General features: G+C 44.9%; 42 protein-coding genes and 1 pseudogene. 19 read left to right on the top strand and 24 right to left on the bottom strand.

Features of this window, described 5'->3' with window-relative positions; all coding sequences use genetic code 11:
- Positions 1 to 410: 410 nt before the first annotated feature.
- The 17 genes from EKG38_RS22820 to EKG38_RS22730 all read right to left on the bottom strand — a co-directional run bounded on the left by EKG38_RS22820 (position 411) and on the right by EKG38_RS22730 (position 10189).
- Positions 411 to 1301, bottom strand: a complete 891-nt coding sequence (locus tag EKG38_RS22820) for an HNH endonuclease signature motif containing protein (protein ID WP_000735931.1) — start codon at positions 1299 to 1301, stop codon at positions 411 to 413.
- Positions 1298 to 2875, bottom strand: a complete 1578-nt coding sequence (locus EKG38_RS22815) for an AAA family ATPase (RefSeq protein WP_015979259.1) — start codon at positions 2873 to 2875, stop codon at positions 1298 to 1300. The genes EKG38_RS22820 and EKG38_RS22815 overlap by 4 nt, the downstream gene beginning before the upstream one ends.
- Positions 2876 to 3713: 838 nt before the next feature.
- Positions 3714 to 4784, bottom strand: a complete 1071-nt coding sequence (locus EKG38_RS22810) for a tyrosine-type recombinase/integrase (RefSeq protein WP_000533640.1) — start codon at positions 4782 to 4784, stop codon at positions 3714 to 3716.
- A complete protein-coding gene (locus EKG38_RS22805; RefSeq protein WP_002414258.1) occupies positions 4762 to 4980 on the bottom strand; it encodes an excisionase in 219 nt (72 codons plus the stop codon). Before EKG38_RS22805 ends, EKG38_RS22810 begins: the two co-directional genes overlap by 23 nt.
- Before the next feature lie 39 nt (positions 4981 to 5019).
- Positions 5020 to 5187 (bottom strand): hypothetical protein, encoded by a 168-nt coding sequence (locus EKG38_RS22800; protein ID WP_000545733.1) that lies wholly within the window; start codon positions 5185 to 5187, stop codon positions 5020 to 5022.
- Between the two features lie 88 nt (positions 5188 to 5275).
- Entirely contained in the window at positions 5276 to 5557 is a 282-nt protein-coding gene (locus EKG38_RS22795) for an Ea8.5 family phage-derived protein (RefSeq protein WP_000026224.1), read from the bottom strand.
- A gap of 191 nt (positions 5558 to 5748) precedes the next feature.
- On the bottom strand, positions 5749 to 6297 hold the full coding sequence (locus tag EKG38_RS22790) for an ead/Ea22-like family protein (protein ID WP_001289873.1): 549 nt from the start codon (positions 6295 to 6297) through the stop codon (positions 5749 to 5751).
- On the bottom strand, positions 6294 to 6515 hold the full coding sequence (locus EKG38_RS22785; protein WP_000763367.1) for a TraR/DksA family transcriptional regulator: 222 nt from the start codon (positions 6513 to 6515) through the stop codon (positions 6294 to 6296). The genes EKG38_RS22790 and EKG38_RS22785 overlap by 4 nt, the downstream gene beginning before the upstream one ends.
- 391 nt (positions 6516 to 6906) lie before the next feature.
- Complete coding sequence (locus EKG38_RS22775) at positions 6907 to 7098, bottom strand: DUF1382 family protein (RefSeq protein WP_015979260.1); 192 nt, start codon at positions 7096 to 7098, stop codon at positions 6907 to 6909.
- Positions 7071 to 7253 carry a DUF1317 domain-containing protein gene (locus EKG38_RS22770; RefSeq protein WP_000149542.1) on the bottom strand — a complete coding sequence of 61 codons (183 nt, stop codon included), beginning with the start codon at positions 7251 to 7253 and terminating at the stop codon, positions 7071 to 7073. The genes EKG38_RS22775 and EKG38_RS22770 overlap by 28 nt, the downstream gene beginning before the upstream one ends.
- Positions 7250 to 7930, bottom strand: a complete 681-nt coding sequence (locus tag EKG38_RS22765; protein WP_000186853.1) for a lambda exonuclease family protein — start codon at positions 7928 to 7930, stop codon at positions 7250 to 7252. Before EKG38_RS22765 ends, EKG38_RS22770 begins: the two co-directional genes overlap by 4 nt.
- A complete protein-coding gene (gene bet / locus EKG38_RS22760) occupies positions 7927 to 8712 on the bottom strand; it encodes a phage recombination protein Bet (protein WP_000100844.1) in 786 nt (261 codons plus the stop codon). The genes EKG38_RS22765 and bet overlap by 4 nt, the downstream gene beginning before the upstream one ends.
- 5 nt (positions 8713 to 8717) lie before the next feature.
- Complete coding sequence (locus tag EKG38_RS22755; RefSeq protein ID WP_000995451.1) at positions 8718 to 9014, bottom strand: host-nuclease inhibitor Gam family protein; 297 nt, start codon at positions 9012 to 9014, stop codon at positions 8718 to 8720.
- 74 nt (positions 9015 to 9088) lie between these two features.
- Complete coding sequence (gene kil, locus EKG38_RS22745; RefSeq protein WP_000372937.1) at positions 9089 to 9232, bottom strand: host cell division inhibitory peptide Kil; 144 nt, start codon at positions 9230 to 9232, stop codon at positions 9089 to 9091.
- Positions 9201 to 9365: a protease FtsH-inhibitory lysogeny factor CIII gene (locus tag EKG38_RS25440; RefSeq protein WP_001198861.1), complete on the bottom strand. Its 165-nt coding sequence runs from the start codon at positions 9363 to 9365 to the stop codon at positions 9201 to 9203. The genes kil and EKG38_RS25440 overlap by 32 nt, the downstream gene beginning before the upstream one ends.
- 72 nt (positions 9366 to 9437) lie before the next feature.
- On the bottom strand, positions 9438 to 9806 hold the full coding sequence (locus tag EKG38_RS22735; protein WP_000065374.1) for a DUF2528 family protein: 369 nt from the start codon (positions 9804 to 9806) through the stop codon (positions 9438 to 9440).
- Between the two features lie 182 nt (positions 9807 to 9988).
- On the bottom strand, positions 9989 to 10189 hold the full coding sequence (locus EKG38_RS22730; RefSeq protein WP_000213975.1) for an antirestriction Ral family protein: 201 nt from the start codon (positions 10187 to 10189) through the stop codon (positions 9989 to 9991).
- Between the two features lie 266 nt (positions 10190 to 10455).
- On the opposite strand from EKG38_RS22730, the gene EKG38_RS22725 reads away from it, so the two are divergent.
- A complete protein-coding gene (locus EKG38_RS22725) occupies positions 10456 to 10938 on the top strand; it encodes a superinfection exclusion B family protein (RefSeq protein ID WP_000281856.1) in 483 nt (160 codons plus the stop codon).
- Here EKG38_RS22725 and EKG38_RS22720 read toward each other — a convergent pair whose 3' ends face one another.
- The 4 genes from EKG38_RS22720 to EKG38_RS22705 all read right to left on the bottom strand — a co-directional run bounded on the left by EKG38_RS22720 (position 10939) and on the right by EKG38_RS22705 (position 13842).
- Positions 10939 to 11262, bottom strand: coding sequence for an antitermination protein N (locus tag EKG38_RS22720; RefSeq protein WP_001564525.1), 324 nt, complete (start codon positions 11260 to 11262; stop codon positions 10939 to 10941). It lies immediately after the preceding gene.
- Between the two features lie 464 nt (positions 11263 to 11726).
- Entirely contained in the window at positions 11727 to 12161 is a 435-nt protein-coding gene (locus tag EKG38_RS22715) for a protein rexB (protein ID WP_001245922.1), read from the bottom strand.
- A 15-nt stretch (positions 12162 to 12176) separates the two neighbouring features.
- Complete coding sequence (locus EKG38_RS22710) at positions 12177 to 13016, bottom strand: RexA family antiphage protein (protein WP_000788349.1); 840 nt, start codon at positions 13014 to 13016, stop codon at positions 12177 to 12179.
- A 112-nt stretch (positions 13017 to 13128) separates the two neighbouring features.
- Entirely contained in the window at positions 13129 to 13842 is a 714-nt protein-coding gene (locus EKG38_RS22705) for a LexA family protein (protein WP_000104864.1), read from the bottom strand.
- 100 nt (positions 13843 to 13942) lie between these two features.
- On the opposite strand from EKG38_RS22705, the gene EKG38_RS22700 reads away from it, so the two are divergent.
- From EKG38_RS22700 to rzpD, 17 genes and pseudogenes are all read left to right on the top strand, one after another.
- Positions 13943 to 14143 (top strand): Cro/CI family transcriptional regulator, encoded by a 201-nt coding sequence (locus EKG38_RS22700; protein WP_000437875.1) that lies wholly within the window; start codon positions 13943 to 13945, stop codon positions 14141 to 14143.
- 118 nt (positions 14144 to 14261) lie between these two features.
- A complete protein-coding gene (locus tag EKG38_RS22695) occupies positions 14262 to 14555 on the top strand; it encodes a CII family transcriptional regulator (protein ID WP_000251069.1) in 294 nt (97 codons plus the stop codon).
- A gap of 32 nt (positions 14556 to 14587) precedes the next feature.
- Entirely contained in the window at positions 14588 to 15487 is a 900-nt protein-coding gene (locus EKG38_RS22690) for a replication protein (RefSeq protein WP_000185505.1), read from the top strand.
- Positions 15484 to 16185 carry a replication protein P gene (locus tag EKG38_RS22685; RefSeq protein ID WP_000788910.1) on the top strand — a complete coding sequence of 234 codons (702 nt, stop codon included), beginning with the start codon at positions 15484 to 15486 and terminating at the stop codon, positions 16183 to 16185. Before EKG38_RS22690 ends, EKG38_RS22685 begins: the two co-directional genes overlap by 4 nt.
- Positions 16182 to 16472, top strand: a complete 291-nt coding sequence (locus tag EKG38_RS22680; RefSeq protein ID WP_000145933.1) for a protein ren — start codon at positions 16182 to 16184, stop codon at positions 16470 to 16472. The genes EKG38_RS22685 and EKG38_RS22680 overlap by 4 nt, the downstream gene beginning before the upstream one ends.
- 73 nt (positions 16473 to 16545) lie before the next feature.
- Complete coding sequence (locus EKG38_RS22675) at positions 16546 to 16986, top strand: recombination protein NinB (RefSeq protein ID WP_000736903.1); 441 nt, start codon at positions 16546 to 16548, stop codon at positions 16984 to 16986.
- Entirely contained in the window at positions 16983 to 17855 is an 873-nt protein-coding gene (locus EKG38_RS22670; RefSeq protein WP_000611491.1) for a phosphoadenosine phosphosulfate reductase domain-containing protein, read from the top strand. Before EKG38_RS22675 ends, EKG38_RS22670 begins: the two co-directional genes overlap by 4 nt.
- Positions 17852 to 18025: a protein NinD gene (gene ninD, locus EKG38_RS22665; RefSeq protein ID WP_000984218.1), complete on the top strand. Its 174-nt coding sequence runs from the start codon at positions 17852 to 17854 to the stop codon at positions 18023 to 18025. Before EKG38_RS22670 ends, ninD begins: the two co-directional genes overlap by 4 nt.
- Entirely contained in the window at positions 17992 to 18174 is a 183-nt protein-coding gene (locus EKG38_RS22660; RefSeq protein ID WP_000113775.1) for a NinE family protein, read from the top strand. The genes ninD and EKG38_RS22660 overlap by 34 nt, the downstream gene beginning before the upstream one ends.
- The gene (locus EKG38_RS22655; RefSeq protein ID WP_306424353.1) at positions 18129 to 18341 is read left to right on the top strand and encodes a protein NinF; all 213 of its coding nucleotides are present in this window, start codon (positions 18129 to 18131) and stop codon (positions 18339 to 18341) included. The genes EKG38_RS22660 and EKG38_RS22655 overlap by 46 nt, the downstream gene beginning before the upstream one ends.
- Positions 18331 to 18945, top strand: a complete 615-nt coding sequence (locus EKG38_RS22650) for a recombination protein NinG (protein WP_015979261.1) — start codon at positions 18331 to 18333, stop codon at positions 18943 to 18945. Before EKG38_RS22655 ends, EKG38_RS22650 begins: the two co-directional genes overlap by 11 nt.
- Positions 18942 to 19148, top strand: a complete 207-nt coding sequence (locus tag EKG38_RS22645; protein ID WP_002901791.1) for a phage NinH family protein — start codon at positions 18942 to 18944, stop codon at positions 19146 to 19148. The genes EKG38_RS22650 and EKG38_RS22645 overlap by 4 nt, the downstream gene beginning before the upstream one ends.
- Positions 19126 to 19791, top strand: coding sequence for a serine/threonine protein phosphatase (locus EKG38_RS22640; RefSeq protein WP_001271136.1), 666 nt, complete (start codon positions 19126 to 19128; stop codon positions 19789 to 19791). The genes EKG38_RS22645 and EKG38_RS22640 overlap by 23 nt, the downstream gene beginning before the upstream one ends.
- Positions 19788 to 20411, top strand: coding sequence for an antitermination protein Q (locus EKG38_RS22635; protein ID WP_001235459.1), 624 nt, complete (start codon positions 19788 to 19790; stop codon positions 20409 to 20411). Before EKG38_RS22640 ends, EKG38_RS22635 begins: the two co-directional genes overlap by 4 nt.
- 676 nt (positions 20412 to 21087) lie before the next feature.
- Positions 21088 to 21411 (top strand): annotated as a pseudogene (locus EKG38_RS25290) (phage holin, lambda family).
- Positions 21395 to 21871 (top strand): glycoside hydrolase family 24 protein, encoded by a 477-nt coding sequence (locus tag EKG38_RS22620; RefSeq protein ID WP_000229403.1) that lies wholly within the window; start codon positions 21395 to 21397, stop codon positions 21869 to 21871. Before EKG38_RS25290 ends, EKG38_RS22620 begins: the two are co-directional and overlap by 17 nt.
- Positions 21868 to 22329 carry a prophage endopeptidase RzpD gene (gene rzpD, locus EKG38_RS22615; protein WP_000092275.1) on the top strand — a complete coding sequence of 154 codons (462 nt, stop codon included), beginning with the start codon at positions 21868 to 21870 and terminating at the stop codon, positions 22327 to 22329. The genes EKG38_RS22620 and rzpD overlap by 4 nt, the downstream gene beginning before the upstream one ends.
- 31 nt (positions 22330 to 22360) lie before the next feature.
- Here the strand turns inward: rzpD and bor are convergent, their stop codons facing one another.
- A complete protein-coding gene (gene bor / locus EKG38_RS22610) occupies positions 22361 to 22654 on the bottom strand; it encodes a serum resistance lipoprotein Bor (protein WP_000738492.1) in 294 nt (97 codons plus the stop codon).
- A gap of 289 nt (positions 22655 to 22943) precedes the next feature.
- The gene (locus tag EKG38_RS22605) at positions 22944 to 23354 is read right to left on the bottom strand and encodes a DUF1398 domain-containing protein (protein WP_012775990.1); all 411 of its coding nucleotides are present in this window, start codon (positions 23352 to 23354) and stop codon (positions 22944 to 22946) included.
- A 285-nt stretch (positions 23355 to 23639) separates the two neighbouring features.
- On the opposite strand from EKG38_RS22605, the gene ybcW reads away from it, so the two are divergent.
- Positions 23640 to 23846 (top strand): protein YbcW, encoded by a 207-nt coding sequence (ybcW, locus tag EKG38_RS22600; protein WP_001031427.1) that lies wholly within the window; start codon positions 23640 to 23642, stop codon positions 23844 to 23846.
- A gap of 164 nt (positions 23847 to 24010) precedes the next feature.
- On the opposite strand, the gene EKG38_RS22595 is transcribed toward ybcW, so the two are convergent.
- Entirely contained in the window at positions 24011 to 24205 is a 195-nt protein-coding gene (locus EKG38_RS22595) for a YlcI/YnfO family protein (protein ID WP_001421937.1), read from the bottom strand.
- Between the last annotated feature and the right edge of the window lie 227 nt (positions 24206 to 24432).

The raw sequence follows: 24432 nt of genomic DNA, 5'->3' as shown, positions 1-24432 counted from the left end.
GTATTAAAATTAGAGTTGTGGCTTGGCTCTGCTAACACGTTGCTCATAGGAGATATGGTAGAGCCGCAGACACGTCGTATGCAGGAACGTGCTGCGGCTGGCTGGTGAACTTCCGATAGTGCGGGTGTTGAATGATTTCCAGTTGCTACCGATTTTACATATTTTTTGCATGAGAGAATTTGTACCACCTCCCACCGACCATCTATGACTGTACGCCACTGTCCCTAGGACTGCTATGTGCCGGAGCGGACATTACAAACGTCCTTCTCGGTGCATGCCACTGTTGCCAATGACCTGCCTAGGAATTGGTTAGCAAGTTACTACCGGATTTTGTAAAAACAGCCCTCCTCATATAAAAAGTATTCGTTCACTTCCGATAAGCGTCGTAATTTTCTATCTTTCATCATATTCTAGATCCCTCTGAAAAAATCTTCCGAGTTTGCTAGGCACTGATACATAACTCTTTTCCAATAATTGGGGAAGTCATTCAAATCTATAATAGGTTTCAGATTTGCTTCAATAAATTCTGACTGTAGCTGCTGAAACGTTGCGGTTGAACTATATTTCCTTATAACTTTTACGAAAGAGTTTCTTTGAGTAATCACTTCACTCAAGTGCTTCCCTGCCTCCAAACGATACCTGTTAGCAATATTTAATAGCTTGAAATGATGAAGAGCTCTGTGTTTGTCTTCCTGCCTCCAGTTCGCCGGGCATTCAACATAAAAACTGATAGCACCCGGAGTTCCGGAAACGAAATTTGCATATACCCATTGCTCACGAAAAAAAATGTCCTTGTCGATATAGGGATGAATCGCTTGGTGTACCTCATCTACTGCGAAAACTTGACCTTTCTCTCCCATATTGCAGTCGCGGCACGATGGAACTAAATTAATAGGCATCACCGAAAATTCAGGATAATGTGCAATAGGAAGAAAATGATCTATATTTTTTGTCTGTCCTATATCACCACAAAATGGACATTTTTCACCTGATGAAACAAGCATGTCATCGTAATATGTTCTAGCGGGTTTGTTTTTATCTCGGAGATTATTTTCATAAAGCTTTTCTAATTTAACCTTTGTCAGGTTACCAACTACTAAGGTTGTAGGCTCAAGAGGGTGTGTCCTGTCGTAGGTAAATAACTGACCTGTCGAGCTTAATATTCTATATTGTTGTTCTTTCTGCAAAAAAGTGGGGAAGTGAGTAATGAAATTATTTCTAACATTTATCTGCATCATACCTTCCGAGCATTTATTAAGCATTTCGCTATAAGTTCTCGCTGGAAGAGGTAGTTTTTTCATTGTACTTTACCTTCATCTCTGTTCATTATCATCGCTTTTAAAACGGTTCGACCTTCTAATCCTATCTGACCATTATAATTTTTTAGAATGGTTTCATAAGAAAGCTCTGAATCAACGGACTGCGATAATAAGTGGTGGTATCCAGAATTTGTCACTTCAAGTAAAAACACCTCACGAGTTAAAACACCTAAGTTCTCACCGAATGTCTCAATATCCGGACGGATAATATTTATTGCTTCTCTTGACCGTAGGACTTTCCACATGCAGGATTTTGGAACCTCTTGCAGTACTACTGGGGAATGAGTTGCAATTATTGCTACACCATTGCGTGCATCGAGTAAGTCGCTTAATGTTCGTAAAAAAGCAGAGAGCAAAGGTGGATGCAGATGAACCTCTGGTTCATCGAATAAAACTAATGACTTTTCGCCAACGACATCTACTAATCTTGTGATAGTAAATAAAACAATTGCATGTCCAGAGCTCATTCGAAGCAGATATTTCTGGATATTGTCATAAAACAATTTAGTGAATTTATCATCGTCCACTTGAATCTGTGGTTCATTACGTCTTAACTCTTCATATTTAGAAATGAGGCTGATGAGTTCCATATTTGAAAAGTTTTCATCACTACTTAGTTTTTTGATAGCTTCAAGCCAGAGTTGTCTTTTTCTATCTACTCTCATACAACCAATAAATGCTGAAATGAATTCTAAGCGGAGATCGCCTAGTGATTTTAAACTATTGCTGGCAGCATTCTTGAGTCCAATATAAAAGTATTGTGTACCTTTTGCTGGGTCAGGTTGTTCTTTAGGAGGAGTAAAAGGATCAAATGCACTAAACGAAACTGAAACAAGCGATCGAAAATATCCCTTTGGGATTCTTGACTCGATAAGTCTATTATTTTCAGAGAAAAAATATTCATTGTTTTCTGGGTTGGTGATTGCACCAATCATTCCATTCAAAATTGTTGTTTTACCACACCCATTCCGCCCGATAAAAGCATGAATGTTCGTGCTGGGCATAGAATTAACCGTCACCTCAAAAGGTATAGTTAAATCACTGAATCCGGGAGCACTTTTTCTATTAAATGAAAAGTGGAAATCTGACAATTCTGGCAAACCATTTAACACACGTGCGAACTGTCCATGAATTTCTGAAAGAGTTACCCCTCTAAGTAATGAGGTGTTAAGGACGCTTTCATTTTCAATGTCGGCTAATCGATTTGGCCATACTACTAAATCCTGAATAGCTTTAAGAAGGTTATGTTTAAAACCATCGCTTAATTTGCTGAGATTAACATAGTAGTCAATGCTTTCACCTAAGGAAAAAAACATTTCAGGGAGTTGACTGAATTTTTTATCTATTAATGAATAAGTGCTTACTTCTTCTTTTTGACCTACAAAACCAATTTTAACATTTCCGATATCGCATTTTTCACCATGCTCATCAAAGACAGTAAGATAAAACATTGTAACAAAGGAATAGTCATTCCAACCATCTGCTCGTAGGAATGCCTTATTTTTTTCTACTGCAGGAATATACCCGCCTCTTTCAATAACACTAAACTCCAACATATAGTAACCCTTAATTTTATTAAAATAACCGCAATTTATTTGGCGGCAACACAGGATCTCTCTTTTAAGTTACTCTCTATTACATACGTTTTCCATCTAAAAATTAGTAGTATTGAACTTAACGGGGCATCGTATTGTAGTTTTCCATATTTAGCTTTCTGCTTCCTTTTGGATAACCCACTGTTATTCATGTTGCATGGTGCACTGTTTATACCAACGATATAGTCTATTAATGCATATATAGTATCGCCGAACGATTAGCTCTTCAGGCTTCTGAAGAAGCGTTTCAAGTACTAATAAGCCGATAGATAGCCACGGACTTCGTAGCCATTTTTCATAAGTGTTAACTTCCGCTCCTCGCTCATAACAGACATTCACTACAGTTATGGCGGAAAGGTATGCATGCTGGGTGTGGGGAAGTCGTGAAAGAAAAGAAGTCAGCTGCGTCGTTTGACATCACTGCTATCTTCTTACTGGTTATGCAGGTCGTAGTGGGTGGCACACAAAGCTTTGCACTGGATTGCGAGGCTTTGTGCTTCTCTGGAGTGCGACAGGTTTGATGACAAAAAATTAGCGCAAGAAGACAAAAATCACCTTGCGCTAATGCTCTGTTACAGGTCACTAATACCATCTAAGTAGTTGATTCATAGTGACTGCATATGTTGTGTTTTACAGTATTATGTAGTCTGTTTTTTATGCAAAATCTAATTTAATATATTGATATTTATATCATTTTACGTTTCTCGTTCAGCTTTTTTATACTAAGTTGGCATTATAAAAAAGCATTGCTTATCAATTTGTTGCAACGAACAGGTCACTATCAGTCAAAATAAAATCATTATTTGATTTCAATTTTGTCCCACTCCCTGCCTCTGTCATCACGATACTGTGATGCCATGGTGTCCGACTTATGCCCGAGAAGATGTTGAGCAAACTTATCGCTTATCTGCTTCTCATAGAGTCTTGCAGACAAACTGCGCAACTCGTGAAAGGTAGGCGGATCCCCTTCGAAGGAAAGACCTGATGCTTTTCGTGCGCGCATAAAATACCTTGATACTGTGCCGGATGAAAGCGGTTCGCGACGAGTAGATGCAATTATGGTTTCTCCGCCAAGAATCTCTTTGCATTTATCAAGTGTTTCCTTCATTGATATTCCGAGAGCATCAATATGCAATGCTGTTGGGATGGCAATTTTTACGCCTGTTTTGCTTTGCTCGACATAAAGATATCCATCTACGATATCAGACCACTTCATTTCGCATAAATCACCAACTCGTTGCCCGGTAACAACAGCCAGTTCCATTGCAAGTCTGAGCCAACATGGTGATGATTCTGCTGCTTGATAAATTTTCAGGTATTCGTCAGCCGTAAGTCTTGATCTCCTTACCTCTGATTTTGCTGCGCGAGTGGCAGCGACATGGTTTGTTGTTATATGGCCTTCAGCTATTGCCTCTCGGAATGCATCGCTCAGTGTTGATCTGATTAACTTGGCTGACGCCGCCTTGCCCTCGTCTATGTATCCATTGAGCATTGCCGCAATTTCTTTTGTGGTGATGTCTTCAAGTGGAGCATCAGGCAGACCCCTCCTTATTGCTTTAATTTTGCTCATGTAATTTATGAGTGTCTTCTGCTTGATTCCTCTGCTGGCCAGGATTTTTTCGTAGCGATCAAGCCATGAATGTAACGTAACGGAATTATCACTGTTGATTCTCGCTGTCAGAGGCTTGTGTTTGTGTCCTGAAAATAACTCAATGTTGGCCTGTATAGCTTCAGTGATTGCGATTCGCCTGTCTCTGCCTAATCCAAACTCTTTACCCGTCCTTGGGTCCCTGTAGCAGTAATATCCATTGTTTCTTATATAAAGGTTAGGGGGTAAATCCCGGCGCTCATGACTTCGCCTTCTTCCCATTTCTGATCCTCTTCAAAAGGCCACCTGTTACTGGTCGATTTAAGTCAACCTTTACCGCTGATTCGTGGAACAGATACTCTCTTCCATCCTTAACCGGAGGTGGGAATATCCTGCATTCCCGAACCCATCGACGAACTGTTTCAAGGCTTCTTGGACGTCGCTGGCGTGCGTTCCACTCCTGAAGTGTCAAGTACATCGCAAAGTCTCCGCAATTACACGCAAGAAAAAACCGCCATCAGGCGGCTTGGTGTTCTTTCAGTTCTTCAATTCGAATATTGGTTACGTCTGCATGTGCTATCTGCGCCCATATCATCCAGTGGTCGTAGCAGTCGTTGATGTTCTCCGCTTCGATAACTCTGTTGAATGGCTCTCCATTCCATTCTCCTGTGACTCGGAAGTGCATTTATCATCTCCATAAAACAAAACCCGCCGTAGCGAGTTCAGATAAAATAAATCCCCGCGAGTGCGAGGATTGTTATGTAATATTGGGTTTAATCATCTATATGTTTTGTACAGAGAGGGCAAGTATCGTTTCCACCGTACTCGTGATAATAATTTTGCACGGTATCAGTCATTTCTCGCACATTGCAGAATGGGGATTTGTCTTCATTAGACTTATAAACCTTCATGGAATATTTGTATGCCGACTCTATATCTATACCTTCATCTACATAAACACCTTCGTGATGTCTGCATGGAGACAAGACACCGGATCTGCACAACATTGATAACGCCCAATCTTTTTGCTCAGACTCTAACTCATTGATACTCATTTATAAACTCCTTGCAATGTATGTCGTTTCAGCTAAACGGTATCAGCAATGTTTATGTAAAGAAACAGTAAGATAATACTCAACCCGATGTTTGAGTACGGTCATCATCTGACACTACAGACTCTGGCATCGCTGTGAAGACGACGCGAAATTCAGCATTTTCACAAGCGTTATCTTTTACAAAACCGATCTCACTCTCCTTTGATGCGAATGCCAGCGTCAGACATCATATGCAGATACTCACCTGCATCCTGAACCCATTGACCTCCAACCCCGTAATAGCGATGCGTAATGATGTCGATAGTTACTAACGGGTCTTGTTCGATTAACTGCCGCAGAAACTCTTCCAGGTCACCAGTGCAGTGCTTGATAACAGGAGTCTTCCCAGGATGGCGAACAACAAGAAACTGGTTTCCGTCTTCACGGACTTCGTTGCTTTCCAGTTTAGCAATACGCTTACTCCCATCCGAGATAACACCTTCGTAATACTCACGCTGCTCGTTGAGTTTTGATTTTGCTGTTTCAAGCTCAACACGCAGTTTCCCTACTGTTAGCGCAATATCCTCGTTCTCCTGGTCGCGGCGTTTGATGTATTGCTGGTTTCTTTCCCGTTCATCCAGCAGTTCCAGCACAATCGATGGTGTTACCAATTCATGGAAAAGGTCTGCGTCAAATCCCCAGTCGTCATGCATTGCCTGCTCTGCCGCTTCACGCAGTGCCTGAGAGTTAATTTCGCTCACTTCGAACCTCTCTGTTTACTGATAAGTTCCAGATCCTCCTGGCAACTTGCACAAGTCCGACAACCCTGAACGACCAGGCGTCTTCGTTCATCTATCGGATCGCCACACTCACAACAATGAGTGGCAGATATAGCCTGGTGGTTCAGGCGGCGCATTTTTATTGCTGTGTTGCGCTGTAATTCTTCTATTTCTGATGCTGAATCAATGATGTCTGCCATCTTTCATTAATCCCTGAACTGTTGGTTAATACGCTTGAGGGTGAATGCGAATAATAAAAAAGGAGCCTGTAGCTCCCTGATGATTTTGCTTTTCATGTTCATCGTTCCTTAAAGACGCCGTTTAACATGCCGATTGCCAGGCTTAAATGAGTCGGTGTGAATCCCATCAGCGTTACCGTTTCGCGGTGCTTCTTCAGTACGCTACGGCAAATGTCATCGACGTTTTTATCCGGAAACTGCTGTCTGGCTTTTTTTGATTTCAGAATTAGCCTGACGGGCAATGCTGCGAAGGGCGTTTTCCTGCTGAGGTGTCATTGAACAAGTCCCATGTCGGCAAGCATAAGCACACAGAATATGAAGCCCGCTGCCAGAAAAATGCATTCCGTGGTTGTCATACCTGGTTTCTCTCATCTGCTTCTGCTTTCGCCACCATCATTTCCAGCTTTTGTGAAAGGGATGCGGCTAACGTATGAAATTCTTCGTCTGTTTCTACTGGTATTGGCACAAACCTGATTCCAATTTGAGCAAGGCTATGTGCCATCTCGATACTCGTTCTTAACTCAACAGAAGATGCTTTGTGCATACAGCCCCTCGTTTATTATTTATCTCCTCAGCCAGCCGCTGTGCTTTCAGTGGATTTCGGATAACAGAAAGGCCGGGAAATACCCAGCCTCGCTTTGTAACGGAGTAGACGAAAGTGATTGCGCCTACCCGGATATTATCGTGAGGATGCGTCATCGCCATTGCTCCCCAAATACAAAACCAATTTCAGCCAGTGCCTCGTCCATTTTTTCGATGAACTCCGGCACGATCTCGTCAAAACTCGCCATGTACTTTTCATCCCGCTCAATCACGACATAATGCAGGCCTTCACGCTTCATACGCGGGTCATAGTTGGCAAAGTACCAGGCATTTTTTCGCGTCACCCACATGCTGTACTGCACCTGGGCCATGTAAGCTGACTTTATGGCCTCGAAACCACCGAGCCGGAACTTCATGAAATCCCGGGAGGTAAACGGGCATTTCAGTTCAAGGCCGTTGCCGTCACTGCATAAACCATCGGGAGAGCAGGCGGTACGCATACTTTCGTCGCGATAGATGATCGGGGATTCAGTAACATTCACGCCGGAAGTGAATTCAAACAGGGTTCTGGCGTCGTTCTCGTACTGTTTTCCCCAGGCCAGTGCTTTAGCGTTAACTTCCGGAGCCACACCGGTGCAAACCTCAGCAAGCAGGGTGTGGAAGTAGGACATTTTCATGTCAGGCCACTTCTTTCCGGAGCGGGGTTTTGCTATCACGTTGTGAACTTCTGAAGCGGTGATGACGCCGAGCCGTAATTTGTGCCACGCATCATCCCCCTGTTCGACAGCTCTCACATCGATCCCGGTACGCTGCAGGATAATGTCCGGTGTCATGCTGCCACCTTCTGCTCTGCGGCTTTCTGTTTCAGGAATCCAAGAGCTTTTACTGCTTCGGCCTGTGTCAGTTCTGACGATGCACGAATGTCGCGGCGAAATATCTGGGAACAGAGCGGCAATAAGTCGTCATCCCATGTTTTATCCAGGGCGATCAGCAGAGTGTTAATCTCCTGCATGGTTTCATCGTTAACCGGAGTGATGTCGCGTTCCGGCTGACGTTCTGCAGTGTATGCAGTATTTTCGACAATGCGCTCGGCTTCATCCTTGTCATAGATACCAGCAAATCCGAAGGCCAGACGGGCACACTGAATCATGGCTTTATGACGTAACATCCGTTTGGGATGCGACTGCCACGGCCCCGTGATTTCTCTGCCTTCGCGAGTTTTGAATGGTTCGCGGCGGCATTCATCCATCCATTCGGTAACGCAGATCGGATGATTACGGTCCTTGCGGTAAATCCGGCATGTACAGGATTCATTGTCCTGCTCAAAGTCCATGCCATCAAACTGCTGGTTTTCATTGATGATGCGGGACCAGCCATCAACGCCCACCACCGGAACGATGCCATTCTGCTTATCAGGAAAGGCGTAAATTTCTTTCGTCCACGGATTAAGGCCGTACTGGTTGGCAACGATCAGTAATGCGATGAACTGCGCATCGCTGGCATCACCTTTAAATGCCGTCTGGCGAAGAGTGGTGATCAGTTCCTGTGGGTCGACAGAATCCATGCCGACACGTTCAGCCAGCTTCCCAGCCAGCGTTGCGAGTGCAGTACTCATTCGTTTTATACCTCTGAATCAATATCAACCTGGTGGTGAGCAATGGTTTCAACCATGTACCGGATGTGTTCTGCCATGCGCTCCTGAAACTCAACATCGTCATCAAACGCACGGGTAATGGATTTTTTGCTGGCCCCGTGGCGTTGCAAATGATCGATGCATAGCGATTCAAACAGGTGCTGGGGCAGGCCTTTTTCCATGTCGTCTGCCAGTTCTGCCTCTTTCTCTTCACGGGCGAGCTGCTGGTAGTGACGCGCCCAGCTCTGAGCCTCAAGACGATCCTGAATGTAATAAGCGTTCATGGCTGAACTCCTGAAATAGCTGTGAAAATATCGCCCGCGAAATGCCGGGCTGATTAGGAAAACAGGAAAGGGGGTTAGTGAATGCTTTTGCTTGATCTCAGTTTCAGTATTAATATCCATTTTTTATAAGCGTCGACGGCTTCACGAAACATCTTTTCATCGCCAATAAAAGTGGCGATAGTGAATTTAGTCTGGATAGCCATAAGTGTTTGATCCATTCTTTGGGACTCCTGGCTGATTAAGTATGTCGATAAGGCGTTTCCATCCGTCACGTAATTTACGGGTGATTCGTTCAAGTAAAGATTCGGAAGGGCAGCCAGCAACAGGCCACCCTGCAATGGCATATTGCATGGTGTGCTCCTTATTTATACATAACGAAAAACGCCTCGAGTGAAGCGTTATTGGTATGCGGTAAAACCGCACTCAGGCGGCCTTGATAGTCATATCATCTGAATCAAATATTCCTGATGTATCGATATCGGTAATTCTTATTCCTTCGCTACCATCCATTGGAGGCCATCCTTCCTGACCATTTCCATCATTCCAGTCGAACTCACACACAACACCATATGCATTTAAGTCGCTTGAAATTGCTATAAGCAGAGCATGTTGCGCCAGCATGATTAATACAGCATTTAATACAGAGCCGTGTTTATTGAGTCGGTATTCAGAGTCTGACCAGAAATTATTAATCTGGTGAAGTTTTTCCTCTGTCATTACGTCATGGTCGATTTCAATTTCTATTGATGCTTTCCAGTCGTAATCAATGATGTATTTTTTGATGTTTGACATCTGTTCATATCCTCACAGATAAAAAATCGCCCTCACACTGGAGGGCAAAGAAGATTTCCAATAATCAGAACAAGTCGGCTCCTGTTTAGTTACGAGCGACATTGCTCCGTGTATTCACTCGTTGGAATGAATACACAGTGCAGTGTTTATTCTGTTATTTATGCCAAAAATAAAGGCCACTATCAGGCAGCTTTGTTGTTCTGTTTACCAAGTTCTCTGGCAATCATTGCCGTCGTTCGTATTGCCCATTTATCGACATATTTCCCATCTTCCATTACAGGAAACATTTCTTCAGGCTTAACCATGCATTCCGATTGCAGCTTGCATCCATTGCATCGCTTGAATTGTCCACACCATTGATTTTTATCAATAGTCGTAGTCATACGGATAGTCCTGGTATTGTTCCATCACATCCTGAGGATGCTCTTCGAACTCTTCAAATTCTTCTTCCATATATCACCTTAAATAGTGGATTGCGGTAGTAAAGATTGTGCCTGTCTTTTAACCACATCAGGCTCGGTGGTTCTCGTGTACCCCTACAGCGAGAAATCGGATAAACTATTACAACCCCTACAGTTTGATGAGTATAGAAATGGATCCACTCGTTATTCTCGGACGAGTGTTCAGTAATGAACCTCTGGAGAGAACCATGTATATGATCGTTATCTGGGTTGGACTTCTGCTTTTAAGCCCAGATAACTGGCCTGAATATGTTAATGAGAGAATCGGTATTCCTCATGTGTGGCATGTTTTCGTCTTTGCTCTTGCATTTTCGCTAGCAATTAATGTGCATCGATTATCAGCTATTGCCAGCGCCAGATATAAGCGATTTAAGCTAAGAAAACGCATTAAGATGCAAAACGATAAAGTGCGATCAGTAATTCAAAACCTTACAGAAGAGCAATCTATGGTTTTGTGCGCAGCCCTTAATGAAGGCAGGAAGTATGTGGTTACATCAAAACAATTCCCATACATTAGTGAGTTGATTGAGCTTGGTGTGTTGAACAAAACTTTTTCCCGATGGAATGGAAAGCATATATTATTCCCTATTGAGGATATTTACTGGACTGAATTAGTTGCCAGCTATGATCCATATAATATTGAGATAAAGCCAAGGCCAATATCTAAGTAACTAGATAAGAGGAATCGATTTTCCCTTAATTTTCTGGCGTCCACTGCATGTTATGCCGCGTTCGCCAGGCTTGCTGTACCATGTGCGCTGATTCTTGCGCTCAATACGTTGCAGGTTGCTTTCAATCTGTTTGTGGTATTCAGCCAGCACTGTAAGGTCTATCGGATTTAGTGCGCTTTCTACTCGTGATTTCGGTTTGCGATTCAGCGAGAGAATAGGGCGGTTAACTGGTTTTGCGCTTACCCCAACCAACAGGGGATTTGCTGCTTTCCATTGAGCCTGTTTCTCTGCGCGACGTTCGCGGCGGCGTGTTTGTGCATCCATCTGGATTCTCCTGTCAGTTAGCTTTGGTGGTGTGTGGCAGTTGTAGTCCTGAACGAAAACCCCCCGCGATTGGCACATTGGCAGCTAATCCGGAATCGCACTTACGGCCAATGCTTCGTTTCGTATCACACACCCCAAAGCCTTCTGCTTTGAATGCTGCCCTTCTTCAGGGCTTAATTTTTAAGAGCGTCACCTTCATGGTGGTCAGTGCGTCCTGCTGATGTGCTCAGTATCACCGCCAGTGGTATTTATGTCAACACCGCCAGAGATAATTTATCACCGCAGATGGTTATCTGTATGTTTTTTATATGAATTTATTTTTTGCAGGGGGGCATTGTTTGGTAGGTGAGAGATCTGAATTGCTATGTTTAGTGAGTTGTATCTATTTATTTTTCAATAAATACAATTGGTTATGTGTTTTGGGGGCGATCGTGAGGCAAAGAAAACCCGGCGCTGAGGCCGGGTTATTCTTGTTCTCTGGTCAAATTATATAGTTGGAAAACAAGGATGCATATATGAATGAACGATGCAGAGGCAATGCCGATGGCGATAGTGGGTATCATGTAGCCGCTTATGCTGGAAAGAAGCAATAACCCGCAGAAAAACAAAGCTCCAAGCTCAACAAAACTAAGGGCATAGACAATAACTACCGATGTCATATACCCATACTCTCTAATCTTGGCCAGTCGGCGCGTTCTGCTTCCGATTAGAAACGTCAAGGCAGCAATCAGGATTGCAATCATGGTTCCTGCATATGATGACAATGTCGCCCCAAGACCATCTCTATGAGCTGAAAAAGAAACACCAGGAATGTAGTGGCGGAAAAGGAGATAGCAAATGCTTACGATAACGTAAGGAATTATTACTATGTAAACACCAGGCATGATTCTGTTCCGCATAATTACTCCTGATAATTAATCCTTAACTTTGCCCACCTGCCTTTTAAAACATTCCAGTATATCACTTTTCATTCTTGCGTAGCAATATGCCATCTCTTCAGCTATCTCAGCATTGGTGACCTTGTTCAGAGGCGCTGAGAGATGGCCTTTTTCTGATAGATAATGTTCTGTTAAAATATCTCCGGCCTCATCTTTTGCCCGCAGGCTAATGTCTGAAAATTGAGGTGACGGGTTAAAAATAATATCCTTGGCAACCTTTTTTATATCCCTTTTAAATTTTGGCTTAATGACTATATCCAATGAGTCAAAAAGCTCCCCTTCAATATCTGTTGCCCCTAAGACCTTTAATATATCGCCAAATACAGGTAGCTTGGCTTCTACCTTCACCGTTGTTCGGCCGATGAAATGCATATGCATAACATCGTCTTTGGTGGTTCCCCTCATCAGTGGCTCTATCTGAACGCGCTCTCCACTGCTTAATGACATTCCTTTCCCGATTAAAAAATCTGTCAGATCGGATGTGGTCGGCCCGAAAACAGTTCTGGCAAAACCAATGGTGTCGCCTTCAACAAACAAAAAAGATGGGAATCCCAATGATTCGTCATCTGCGAGGCTGTTCTTAATATCTTCAACTGAAGCTTTAGAGCGATTTATCTTCTGAACCAGACTCTTGTCATTTGTTTTGGTAAAGAGAAAAGTTTTTCCATCGATTTTATGAATATACAAATAATTGGAGCCAACCTGCAGGTGATGATTATCAGCCAGCAGAGAATTAAGGAAAACAGACAGGTTTATTGAGCGCTTATCTTTCCCTTTATTTTTGCTGCGGTAAGTCGCATAAAAACCATTCTTCATAATTCAATCCATTTACTATGTTATGTTCTGAGGGGAGTGAAAATTCCCCTAATTCGATGAAGATTCTTGCTCAATTGTTATCAGCTATGCGCCGACCAGAACACCTTGCCGATCAGCCAAACGTCTCTTCAGGCCACTGACTAGCGATAACTTTCCCCACAACGGAACAACTCTCATTGCATGGGATCATTGGGTACTGTGGGTTTAGTGGTTGTAAAAACACCTGACCGCTATCCCTGATCAGTTTCTTGAAGGTAAACTCATCACCCCCAAGTCTGGCTATGCAGAAATCACCTGGCTCAACAGCCTGCTCAGGGTCAACGAGAATTAACATTCCGTCAGGAAAGCTTGGCTTGGAGCCTGTTGGTGCGGTCATGGAATTACCTTCAACCTCAAGCCAGAATGCAGAATCACTGGCTTTTTTGGTTGTGCTTACCCATCTCTCCGCATCACCTTTGGTAAAGGTTCTAAGCTTAGGTGAGAACATCCCTGCCTGAACATGAGAAAAAACAGGGTACTCATACTCACTTCTAAGTGACGGCTGCATACTAACCGCTTCATACATCTCGTAGATTTCTCTGGCGATTGAAGGGCTAAATTCTTCAACGCTAACTTTGAGAATTTTTGTAAGCAATGCGGCGTTATAAGCATTTAATGCATTGATGCCATTAAATAAAGCACCAACGCCTGACTGCCCCATCCCCATCTTGTCTGCGACAGATTCCTGGGATAAGCCAAGTTCATTTTTCTTTTTTTCATAAATTGCTTTAAGGCGACGTGCGTCCTCAAGCTGCTCTTGTGTTAATGGTTTCTTTTTTGTGCTCATACGTTAAATCTATCACCGCAAGGGATAAATATCTAACACCGTGCGTGTTGACTATTTTACCTCTGGCGGTGATAATGGTTGCATGTACTAAGGAGGTTGTATGGAACAACGCATAACCCTGAAAGATTATGCAATGCGCTTTGGGCAAACCAAGACAGCTAAAGATCTCGGCGTATATCAAAGCGCGATCAACAAGGCCATTCATGCAGGCCGAAAGATTTTTTTAACTATAAACGCTGATGGAAGCGTTTATGCGGAAGAGGTAAAGCCCTTCCCGAGTAACAAAAAAACAACAGCATAAATAACCCCGCTCTTACACATTCCAGCCCTGAAAAAGGGCATCAAATTAAACCACACCTATGGTGTATGCATTTATTTGCATACATTCAATCAATTGTTATCTAAGGAAATACTTACATATGGTTCGTGCAAACAAACGCAACGAGGCTCTACGAATCGAGAGTGCGTTGCTTAACAAAATCGCAATGCTTGGAACTGAGAAGACAGCGGAAGCTGTGGGCGTTGATAAGTCGCAGATCAGCAGGTGGAAGAGGGACTGGATTCCAAAGTTCTCAATGCTGCTTGCTGTTCTTGAATGGGGGGTCGTTGACGACGACATGGCTCGATTGGCGCGACAAGTTGCTGCGATTCTCACCAATAAAAAACGCCCGGCGGCAACCGAGCGTTCTGAACAAATCCAGATGGAGTTCTGAGGTCATTACTGGATCTATCAACAGGAGTCATTATGACAAATACAGCAAAAATACTCAACTTCGGCAGAGGTAACTTTGCCGGACAGGAGCGTAATGTGGCAGATCTCGATGATGGTTACGCCAGACTATCAAATATGCTGCTTGAGGCTTATTCGGGCGCAGATCTGACCAAGCGACAGTTTAAAGTGCTGCTTGCCATTCTGCGTAAAACCTATGGGTGGAATAAACCAATGGACAGAATCACCGATTCTCAACTTAGCGAGATTACAAAGTTACCTGTCAAACGGTGCAATGAAGCCAAGTTAGAACTCGTCAGAATGAATATTATCAAGCAGCAAGGCGGCATGTTTGGACCAAATAAAAACATCTCAGAATGGTGCATCCCTCAAAACGAGGGAAAATCCCCTAAAACGAGGGATAAAACATCCCTCAAATTGGGGGATTGCTATCCCTCAAAACAGGGGGACACAAAAGACACTATTACAAAAGAAAAAAGAAAAGATTATTCGTCAGAGAATTCTGGCGAATCCTCTGACCAGCCAGAAAACGACCTTTCTGTGGTGAAACCGGATGCTGCAATTCAGAGCGGCAGCAAGTGGGGGACAGCAGAAGACCTGACCGCCGCAGAGTGGATGTTTGACATGGTGAAGACTATCGCACCATCAGCCAGAAAACCGAATTTTGCTGGGTGGGCTAACGATATCCGCCTGATGCGTGAACGTGACGGACGTAACCACCGCGACATGTGTGTGCTGTTCCGCTGGGCATGCCAGGACAACTTCTGGTCCGGTAACGTGCTGAGCCCGGCCAAACTCCGCGATAAGTGGACCCAACTCGAAATCAACCGTAACAAGCAACAGGCAGGCGTGACAGCCAGCAAACCAAAACTCGACCTGACAAACACAGACTGGATTTACGGGGTGGATCTATGAAAAACATCGCCGCACAGATGGTTAACTTTGACCGTGAGCAGATGCGTCGGATCGCCAACAACATGCCGGAACAGTACGACGAAAAGCCGCAGGTACAGCAGGTAGCGCAGATCATCAACGGTGTGTTCAGCCAGTTACTGGCAACTTTCCCGGCGAGCCTGGCTAACCGTGACCAGAACGAAGTGAACGAAATCCGTCGCCAGTGGGTTCTGGCTTTTCGGGAAAACGGGATCACCACGATGGAACAGGTTAACGCAGGAATGCGCGTAGCCCGTCGGCAGAATCGACCATTTCTGCCATCACCCGGGCAGTTTGTTGCATGGTGCCGGGAAGAAGCATCCGTTACCGCCGGACTGCCAAACGTCAGCGAGCTGGTTGATATGGTTTACGAGTATTGCCGGAAGCGAGGCCTGTATCCGGATGCGGAGTCTTATCCGTGGAAATCAAACGCGCACTACTGGCTGGTTACCAACCTGTATCAGAACATGCGGGCCAATGCGCTTACTGATGCGGAATTACGCCGTAAGGCCGCAGATGAGCTTGTCCATATGACTGCGAGAATTAACCGTGGTGAGGCGATCCCTGAACCAGTAAAACAACTTCCTGTCATGGGCGGTAGACCTCTAAATCGTGCACAGGCTCTGGCGAAGATCGCAGAAATCAAAGCTAAGTTCGGACTGAAAGGAGCAAGTGTATGACGGGCAAAGAGGCAATTATTCATTACCTGGGGACGCATAATAGCTTCTGTGCGCCGGACGTTGCCGCGCTAACAGGCGCAACAGTAACCAGCATAAATCAGGCCGCGGCTAAAATGGCACGGGCAGGTCTTCTGGTTATCGAAGGTAAGGTCTGGCGAACGGTGTATTACCGGTTTGCTACCAGGGAAGAACGGGAAGGAAAGATGAGCACGAACCTGGTTTTTAAGGAGTGTCGCCAGAGTGCCGCGATGAAACGGGTATTGGCGGTATATGGAGTTAAAAGATGACCATCTACATTACTGAGCTAATAACAGGCCTGCTGGTAATCGCAGGCCTTTTTATTTGGGGGAGAGGGAAGTCATGAAAAAACTAACCTTTGAAATTCGATCTCCAGCACATCAGCAAAACGCTATTCACGCAGTACAGCAAATCCTTCCAGACCCAACCAAACCAATCGTAGTAACCATTCAGGAACGCAACCGCAGCTTAGACCAAAACAGGAAGCTATGGGCCTGCTTAGGTGACGTCTCTCGTCAGGTTGAATGGCATGGTCGCTGGCTGGATGCAGAAAGCTGGAAGTGTGTGTTTACCGCAGCATTAAAGCAGCAGGATGTTGTTCCTAACCTTGCCGGGAATGGCTTTGTGGTAATAGGCCAGTCAACCAGCAGGATGCGTGTAGGCGAATTTGCGGAGCTATTAGAGCTTATACAGGCATTCGGTACAGAGCGTGGCGTTAAGTGGTCAGACGAAGCGAGACTGGCTCTGGAGTGGAAAGCGAGATGGGGAGACAGGGCTGCATGATAAATGTCGTTAGTTTCTCCGGTGGCAGGACGTCAGCATATTTGCTCTGGCTAATGGAGCAAAAGCGACGGGCAGGTAAAGACGTGCATTACGTTTTCATGGATACAGGTTGTGAACATCCAATGACATATCGGTTTGTCAGGGAAGTTGTGAAGTTCTGGGATATACCGCTCACCGTATTGCAGGTTGATATCAACCCGGAGCTTGGACAGCCAAATGGTTATACGGTATGGGAACCAAAGGATATTCAGACGCGAATGCCTGTTCTGAAGCCATTTATCGATATGGTAAAGAAATATGGCACTCCATACGTCGGCGGCGCGTTCTGCACTGACAGATTAAAACTCGTTCCCTTCACCAAATACTGTGATGACCATTTCGGGCGAGGGAATTACACCACGTGGATTGGCATCAGAGCTGATGAACCGAAGCGGCTAAAGCCAAAGCCTGGAATCAGATATCTTGCTGAACTGTCAGACTTTGAGAAGGAAGATATCCTCGCATGGTGGAAGCAACAACCATTCGATTTGCAAATACCGGAACATCTCGGTAACTGCATATTCTGCATTAAAAAATCAACGCAAAAAATCGGACTTGCCTGCAAAGATGAGGAGGGATTGCAGCGTGTTTTTAATGAGGTCATCACGGGATCCCATGTGCGTGACGGACATCGGGAAACGCCAAAGGAGATTATGTACCGAGGAAGAATGTCGCTGGACGGTATCGCGAAAATGTATTCAGAAAATGATTATCAAGCCCTGTATCAGGACATGGTACGAGCTAAAAGATTCGATACCGGCTCTTGTTCTGAGTCATGCGAAATATTTGGAGGGCAGCTTGATTTCGACTTCGGGAGGGAAGCTGCATGATGCGATGTTATCGGTGCGGTGAATGCAAAGAAGATAACCGCTTCCGACCAAATCAACCTTACTGGAATCGATGGTGTCTCCGGTGTGAAAGAACACCAACAGGGGTGTTACCACTACCGCAGGAAAAGGAGGACGTGTGGCGAGACAGCGACGAAGTATCACCGACATAATCTGCGAAAACTGCAAATACCTTCCAACGAAACGCACCAGAAATAAACCCAAGCCAATCCCAAAAGAATCTGACGTAAAAACCTTCAACTACACGGCTCACCTGTGGGATATCCGGTGGCTAAGACGTCGTGCGAGGAAAACAAGGTGATTGACCAAAATCGAAGTTACGAACAAGAAAGCGTCGAGCGAGCTTTAACGTGCGCTAACTGCGGTCAGAAGCTGCATGTGCTGGAAGTTCACGTGTGTGAGCACTGCTGCGCAGAACTGATGAGCGATCCGAATAGCTCGATGCACGAGGAAGAAGATGATGGCTAAACCAGCGCGAAGACGATGTAAAAACGATGAATGCCGGGAATGGTTTCACCCTGCATTCGCTAATCAGTGGTGGTGCTCTCCAGAGTGTGGAACCAAGATAGCACTCGAACGACGAAGTAAAGAACGCGAAAAAGCGGAAAAAGCAGCAGAGAAGAAACGACGACGAGAGGAGCAGAAACAGAAAGATAAACTTAAGATTCGAAAACTCGCCTTAAAGCCCCGCAGTTACTGGATTAAACAAGCCCAACAAGCCGTAAACGCCTTCATCAGAGAAAGAGACCGCGACTTACCATGTATCTCGTGCGGAACGCTCACGTCTGCTCAGTGGGATGCCGGACATTACCGGACAACTGCTGCGGCACCTCAACTCCGATTTAATGAACGCAATATTCACAAGCAATGCGTGGTGTGCAACCAGCACAAAAGCGGAAATCTCGTTCCGTATCGCGTCGAACTGATTAGCCGCATCGGGCAGGAAGCAGTAGACGAAATCGAATCAAACCATAACCGCCATCGCTGGACTATCGAAGAGTGCAAGGCGATCAAGGCAGAGTACCAACAGAAACTCAAAGACCTGCGAAATAGCAGAAGTGAGGCCGCATGACGTTCTCAGTAAAAACCATTCCAGACATGCTCGTTGAAACATACGGAAATCAGACAGAAGTAGCACGCAGACTGAAATGTAGTCGCGGTACGGTCAGAAAATACGTTGATGATAAAGACGGGAAAATGCACGCCATCGTCAACGACGTTCTCATGGTTCATCGCGGATGGAGTGAAAGAGATGCGCTATTACGAAAAAATTGATGGCAGCAAATACCGAAATATTTGGGTAGTTGGCGATCTGCACGGATGCTACACGAACCTGATGAACAAACTGGATACGATTGGATTCGACAACAAAAAAGACCTGCTTATCTCGGTGGGCGATTTGGTTGATCGTGGTGCAGAGAACGTTGAATGCCTGGAATTAATCACATTCCCCTGGTTCAGAGCTGTACGTGGAAACCATGAGCAAATGATGATTGATGGCTTATCAGAGCGTGGAAACGTTAATCACTGGCTGCTTAATGGCGGTGGCTGGTTCTTTAATCTCGATTACGACAAAGAAATTCTGGCTAAAGCTCTTGCCCATAAAGCAGATGAACTTCCGTTAATCATCGAACTGGTGAGCAAAGATAAAAAATATGTTATCTGCCACGCCGATTATCCCTTTGACGAATACGAGTTTGGAAAGCCAGTTGATCATCAGCAGGTAATCTGGAACCGCGAACGAATCAGCAACTCACAAAACGGGATCGTGAAAGAAATCAAAGGCGCGGACACGTTCATCTTTGGTCATACGCCAGCAGTGAAACCACTCAAGTTTGCCAACCAAATGTATATCGATACCGGCGCAGTGTTCTGCGGAAACCTAACATTGATTCAGGTACAGGGAGAAGGCGCATGAGACTCGAAAGCGTAGCTAAATTTCATTCGCCAAAAAGCCCGATGATGAGCGACTCACCACGGGCCACGGCTTCTGACTCTCTTTCCGGTACTGATGTGATGGCTGCTATGGGGATGGCGCAATCACAAGCCGGATTCGGTATGGCTGCATTCTGCGGTAAGCACGAACTCAGCCAGAACGACAAACAAAAGGCTATCAACTATCTGATGCAATTTGCACACAAGGTATCGGGGAAATACCGTGGTGTGGCAAAGCTTGAAGGAAATACTAAGGCAAAGGTACTGCAAGTGCTCGCAACATTCGCTTATGCGGATTATTGCCGTAGTGCCGCGACGCCGGGGGCAAGATGCAGAGATTGCCATGGTACAGGCCGTGCGGTTGATATTGCCAAAACAGAGCTGTGGGGGAGAGTTGTCGAGAAAGAGTGCGGAAGATGCAAAGGCGTCGGCTATTCAAGGATGCCAGCAAGCGCAGCATATCGCGCTGTGACGATGCTAATCCCAAACCTTACCCAACCCACCTGGTCACGCACTGTTAAGCCGCTGTATGACGCTCTGGTGGTGCAATGCCACAAAGAAGAGTCAATCGCAGACAACATTTTGAATGCGGTCACACGTTAGCAGCATGATTGCCACGGATGGCAACATATTAACGGCATGATATTGACTTATTGAATAAAATTGGGTAAATTTGACTCAACGATGGGTTAATTCGCTCGTTGTGGTAGTGAGATGAAAAGAGGCGGCGCTTACTACCGATTCCGCCTAGTTGGTCACTTCGACGTATCGTCTGGAACTCCAACCATCGCAGGCAGAGAGGTCTGCAAAATGCAATCCCGAAACAGTTCGCAGGTAATAGTTAGAGCCTGCATAACGGTTTCGGGATTTTTTATATCTGCACAACAGGTAAGAGCATTGAGTCGATAATCGTGAAGAGTCGGCGAGCCTGGTTAGCCAGTGCTCTTTCCGTTGTGCTGAATTAAGCGAATACCGGAAGCAGAACCGGATCACCAAATGCGTACAGGCGTCATCGCCGCCCAGCAACAGCACAACCCAAACTGAGCCGTAGCCACTGTCTGTCCTGAATTCATTAGTAATAGTTACGCTGCGGCCTTTTACACATGACCTTCGTGAAAGCGGGTGGCAGGAGGTCGCGCTAACAACCTCCTGCCGTTTTGCCCGTGCATATCGGTCACGAACAAATCTGATTACTAAACACAGTAGCCTGGATTTGTTCTATCAGTAATCGACCTTATTCCTAATTAAATAGAGCAAATCCCCTTATTGGGGGTAAGACATGAAGATGCCAGAAAAACATGACCTGTTGGCCGCCATTCTCGCGGCAAAGGAACAAGGCATCGGGGCAATCCTTGCGTTTGCAATGGCGTACCTTCGCGGCAGATATAATGGCGGTGCGTTTACAAAAACAGTAATCGACGCAACGATGTGCGCCATTATCGCCTAGTTCATTCGTGACCTTCTCGACTTCGCCGGACTAAGTAGCAATCTCGCTTATATAACGAGCGTGTTTATCGGCTACATCGGTACTGACTCGATTGGTTCGCTTATCAAACGCTTCGCTGCTAAAAAAGCCGGAGTAGAAGATGGTAGAAATCAATAATCAACGTAAGGCGTTCCTCGATATGCTGGCGTGGTCGGAGGGAACTGATAACGGACGTCAGAAAACCAGAAATCATGGTTATGACGTCATTGTAGGCGGAGAGCTATTTACTGATTACTCCGATCACCCTCGCAAACTTGTCACGCTAAACCCAAAACTCAAATCAACAGGCGCCGGACGCTACCAGCTTCTTTCCCGTTGGTGGGATGCCTACCGCAAGCAGCTTGGCCTGAAAGACTTCTCTCCGAAAAGTCAGGACGCTGTGGCATTGCAGCAGATTAAGGAGCGTGGCGCTTTACCTATGATTGATCGTGGTGATATCCGTCAGGCAATCGACCGTTGCAGCAATATCTGGGCTTCACTGCCGGGCGCTGGTTATGGTCAGTTCGAGCATAAGGCTGACAGCCTGATTGCAAAATTCAAAGAAGCGGGCGGAACGGTCAGAGAGATTGATGTATGAGCAGAGTCACCGCGATTATCTCCGCTCTGGTTATCTGCATCATCGTCTGCCTGTCATGGGCTGTTAATCATTACCGTGATAACGCCATTACCTACAAAGCCCAGCGCGACAAAAATGCCAGAGAACTGAAGCTGGCGAACGCGGCAATTACTGACATGCAGATGCGTCAGCGTGATGTTGCTGCGCTCGATGCAAAATACACGAAGGAGTTAGCTGATGCTAAAGCTGAAAATGATGCTCTGCGTGATGATGTTGCCGCTGGTCGTCGTCGGTTGCACATCAAAGCAGTCTGTCAGTCAGTGCGTGAAGCCACCACCGCCTCCGGCGTGGATAATGCAGCCTCCCCCCGACTGGCAGACACCGCTGAACGGGATTATTTCACCCTCAGAGAGAGGCTGATCACTATGCAAAAACAACTGGAAGGAACCCAGAAGTATATTAATGAGCAGTGCAGATAGAGTTGCCCATATCGATGGGCAACTCATGCAATTATTGTGAGCAATACACACGCGCTTCCAGCGGAGTATAAATGCCTAAAGTAATAAAACCGAGCAATCCATTTACGAATGTTTGCTGGGTTTCTGTTTTAACAACATTTTCTGCGCCGCCACAAATTTTGGCTGCATCGACAGTTTTCTTCTGCCCAATTCCAGAAACGAAGAAATGATGGGTGATGGTTTCCTTTGGTGCTACTGCTGCCGGTTTGTTTTGAACAGTAAACGTCTGTTGAGCACATCCTGTAATAAGCAGGGCCAGCGCAGTAGCGAGTAGCATTTTTTTCATGGTGTTATTCCCGATGCTTTTTGAAGTTCGCAGAATCGTATGTGTAGAAAATTAAACAAACCCTAAACAATGAGTTGAAATTTCATATTGTTAATATTTATTAATGTATGTCAGGTGCGATGAATCGTCATTGTATTCCCGGATTAACTATGTCCACAGCCCTGACGGGGAACTTCTCTGCGGGAGTGTCCGGGAATAATTAAAACGATGCACACAGGGTTTAGCGCGTACACGTATTGCATTATGCCAACGCCCCGGTGCTGACACGGAAGAAACCGGACGTTATGATTTAGCGTGGAAAGATTTGTGTAGTGTTCTGAATGCTCTCAGTAAATAGTAATGAATTATCAAAGGTATAGTAATATCTTTTATGTTCATGGATATTTGTAACCCATCGGAAAACTCCTGCTTTAGCAAGATTTTCCCTGTATTGCTGAAATGTGATTTCTCTTGATTTCAACCTATCATAGGACGTTTCTATAAGATGCGTGTTTCTTGAGAATTTAACATTTACAACCTTTTTAAGTCCTTTTATTAACACGGTGTTATCGTTTTCTAACACGATGTGAATATTATCTGTGGCTAGATAGTAAATATAATGTGAGACGTTGTGACGTTTTAGTTCAGAATAAAACAATTCACAGTCTAAATCTTTTCGCACTTGATCGAATATTTCTTTAAAAATGGCAACCTGAGCCATTGGTAAAACCTTCCATGTGATACGAGGGCGCGTAGTTTGCATTATCGTTTTTATCGTTTCAATCTGGTCTGACCTCCTTGTGTTTTGTTGATGATTTATGTCAAATATTAGGAATGTTTTCACTTAATAGTATTGGTTGCGTAACAAAGTGCGGTCCTGCTGGCATTCTGGAGGGAAATACAACCGACAGATGTATGTAAGGCCAACGTGCTCAAATCTTCATACAGAAAGATTTGAAGTAATATTTTAACCGCTAGATGAAGAGCAAGCGCATGGAGCGACAAAATGAATAAAGAACAATCTGCTGATGATCCCTCCGTGGATCTGATTCGTGTAAAAAATATGCTTAATAGCACCATTTCTATGAGTTACCCTGATGTTGTAATTGCATGTATAGAACATAAGGTGTCTCTGGAAGCATTCAGAGCAATTGAGGCAGCGTTGGTGAAGCACGATAATAATATGAAGGATTATTCCCTGGTGGTTGACTGATCACCATAACTGCTAATCATTCAAACTATTTAGTCTGTGACAGAGCCAACACGCAGTCTGTCACTGTCAGGAAAGTGGTAAAACTGCAACTCAATTACTGCAATGCCCTCGTAATTAAGTGAATTTACAATATCGTCCTGTTCGGAGGGAAGAACGCGGGATGTTCATTCTTCATCACTTTTAATTGATGTATATGCTCTCTTTTCTGACGTTAGTCTCCGACGGCAGGCTTCAATGACCCAGGCTGAGAAATTCCCGGACCCTTTTTGCTCAAGAGCGATGTTAATTTGTTCAATCATTTGGTTAGGAAAGCGGATGTTGCGGGTTGTTGTTCTGCGGGTTCTGTTCTTCGTTGACATGAGGTTGCCCCGTATTCAGTGTCGCTGATTTGTATTGTCTGAAGTTGTTTTTACGTTAAGTTGATGCAGATCAATTAATACGATACCTGCGTCATAATTGATTATTTGACGTGGTTTGATGGCCTCCACGCACGTTGTGATATGTAGATGATAATCATTATCACTTTACGGGTCCTTTCCGGTGATCCGACAGGTTACGGGGCGGCGACCTACTGACTTAGTAAGAT

Origin of the sequence: Shewanella canadensis (assembly GCF_003966225.1) — a bacterium.
GTDB lineage: Bacteria > Pseudomonadota > Gammaproteobacteria > Enterobacterales > Shewanellaceae > Shewanella > Shewanella canadensis.
This window is presented reverse-complemented; position numbering and strand designations above follow the sequence as displayed.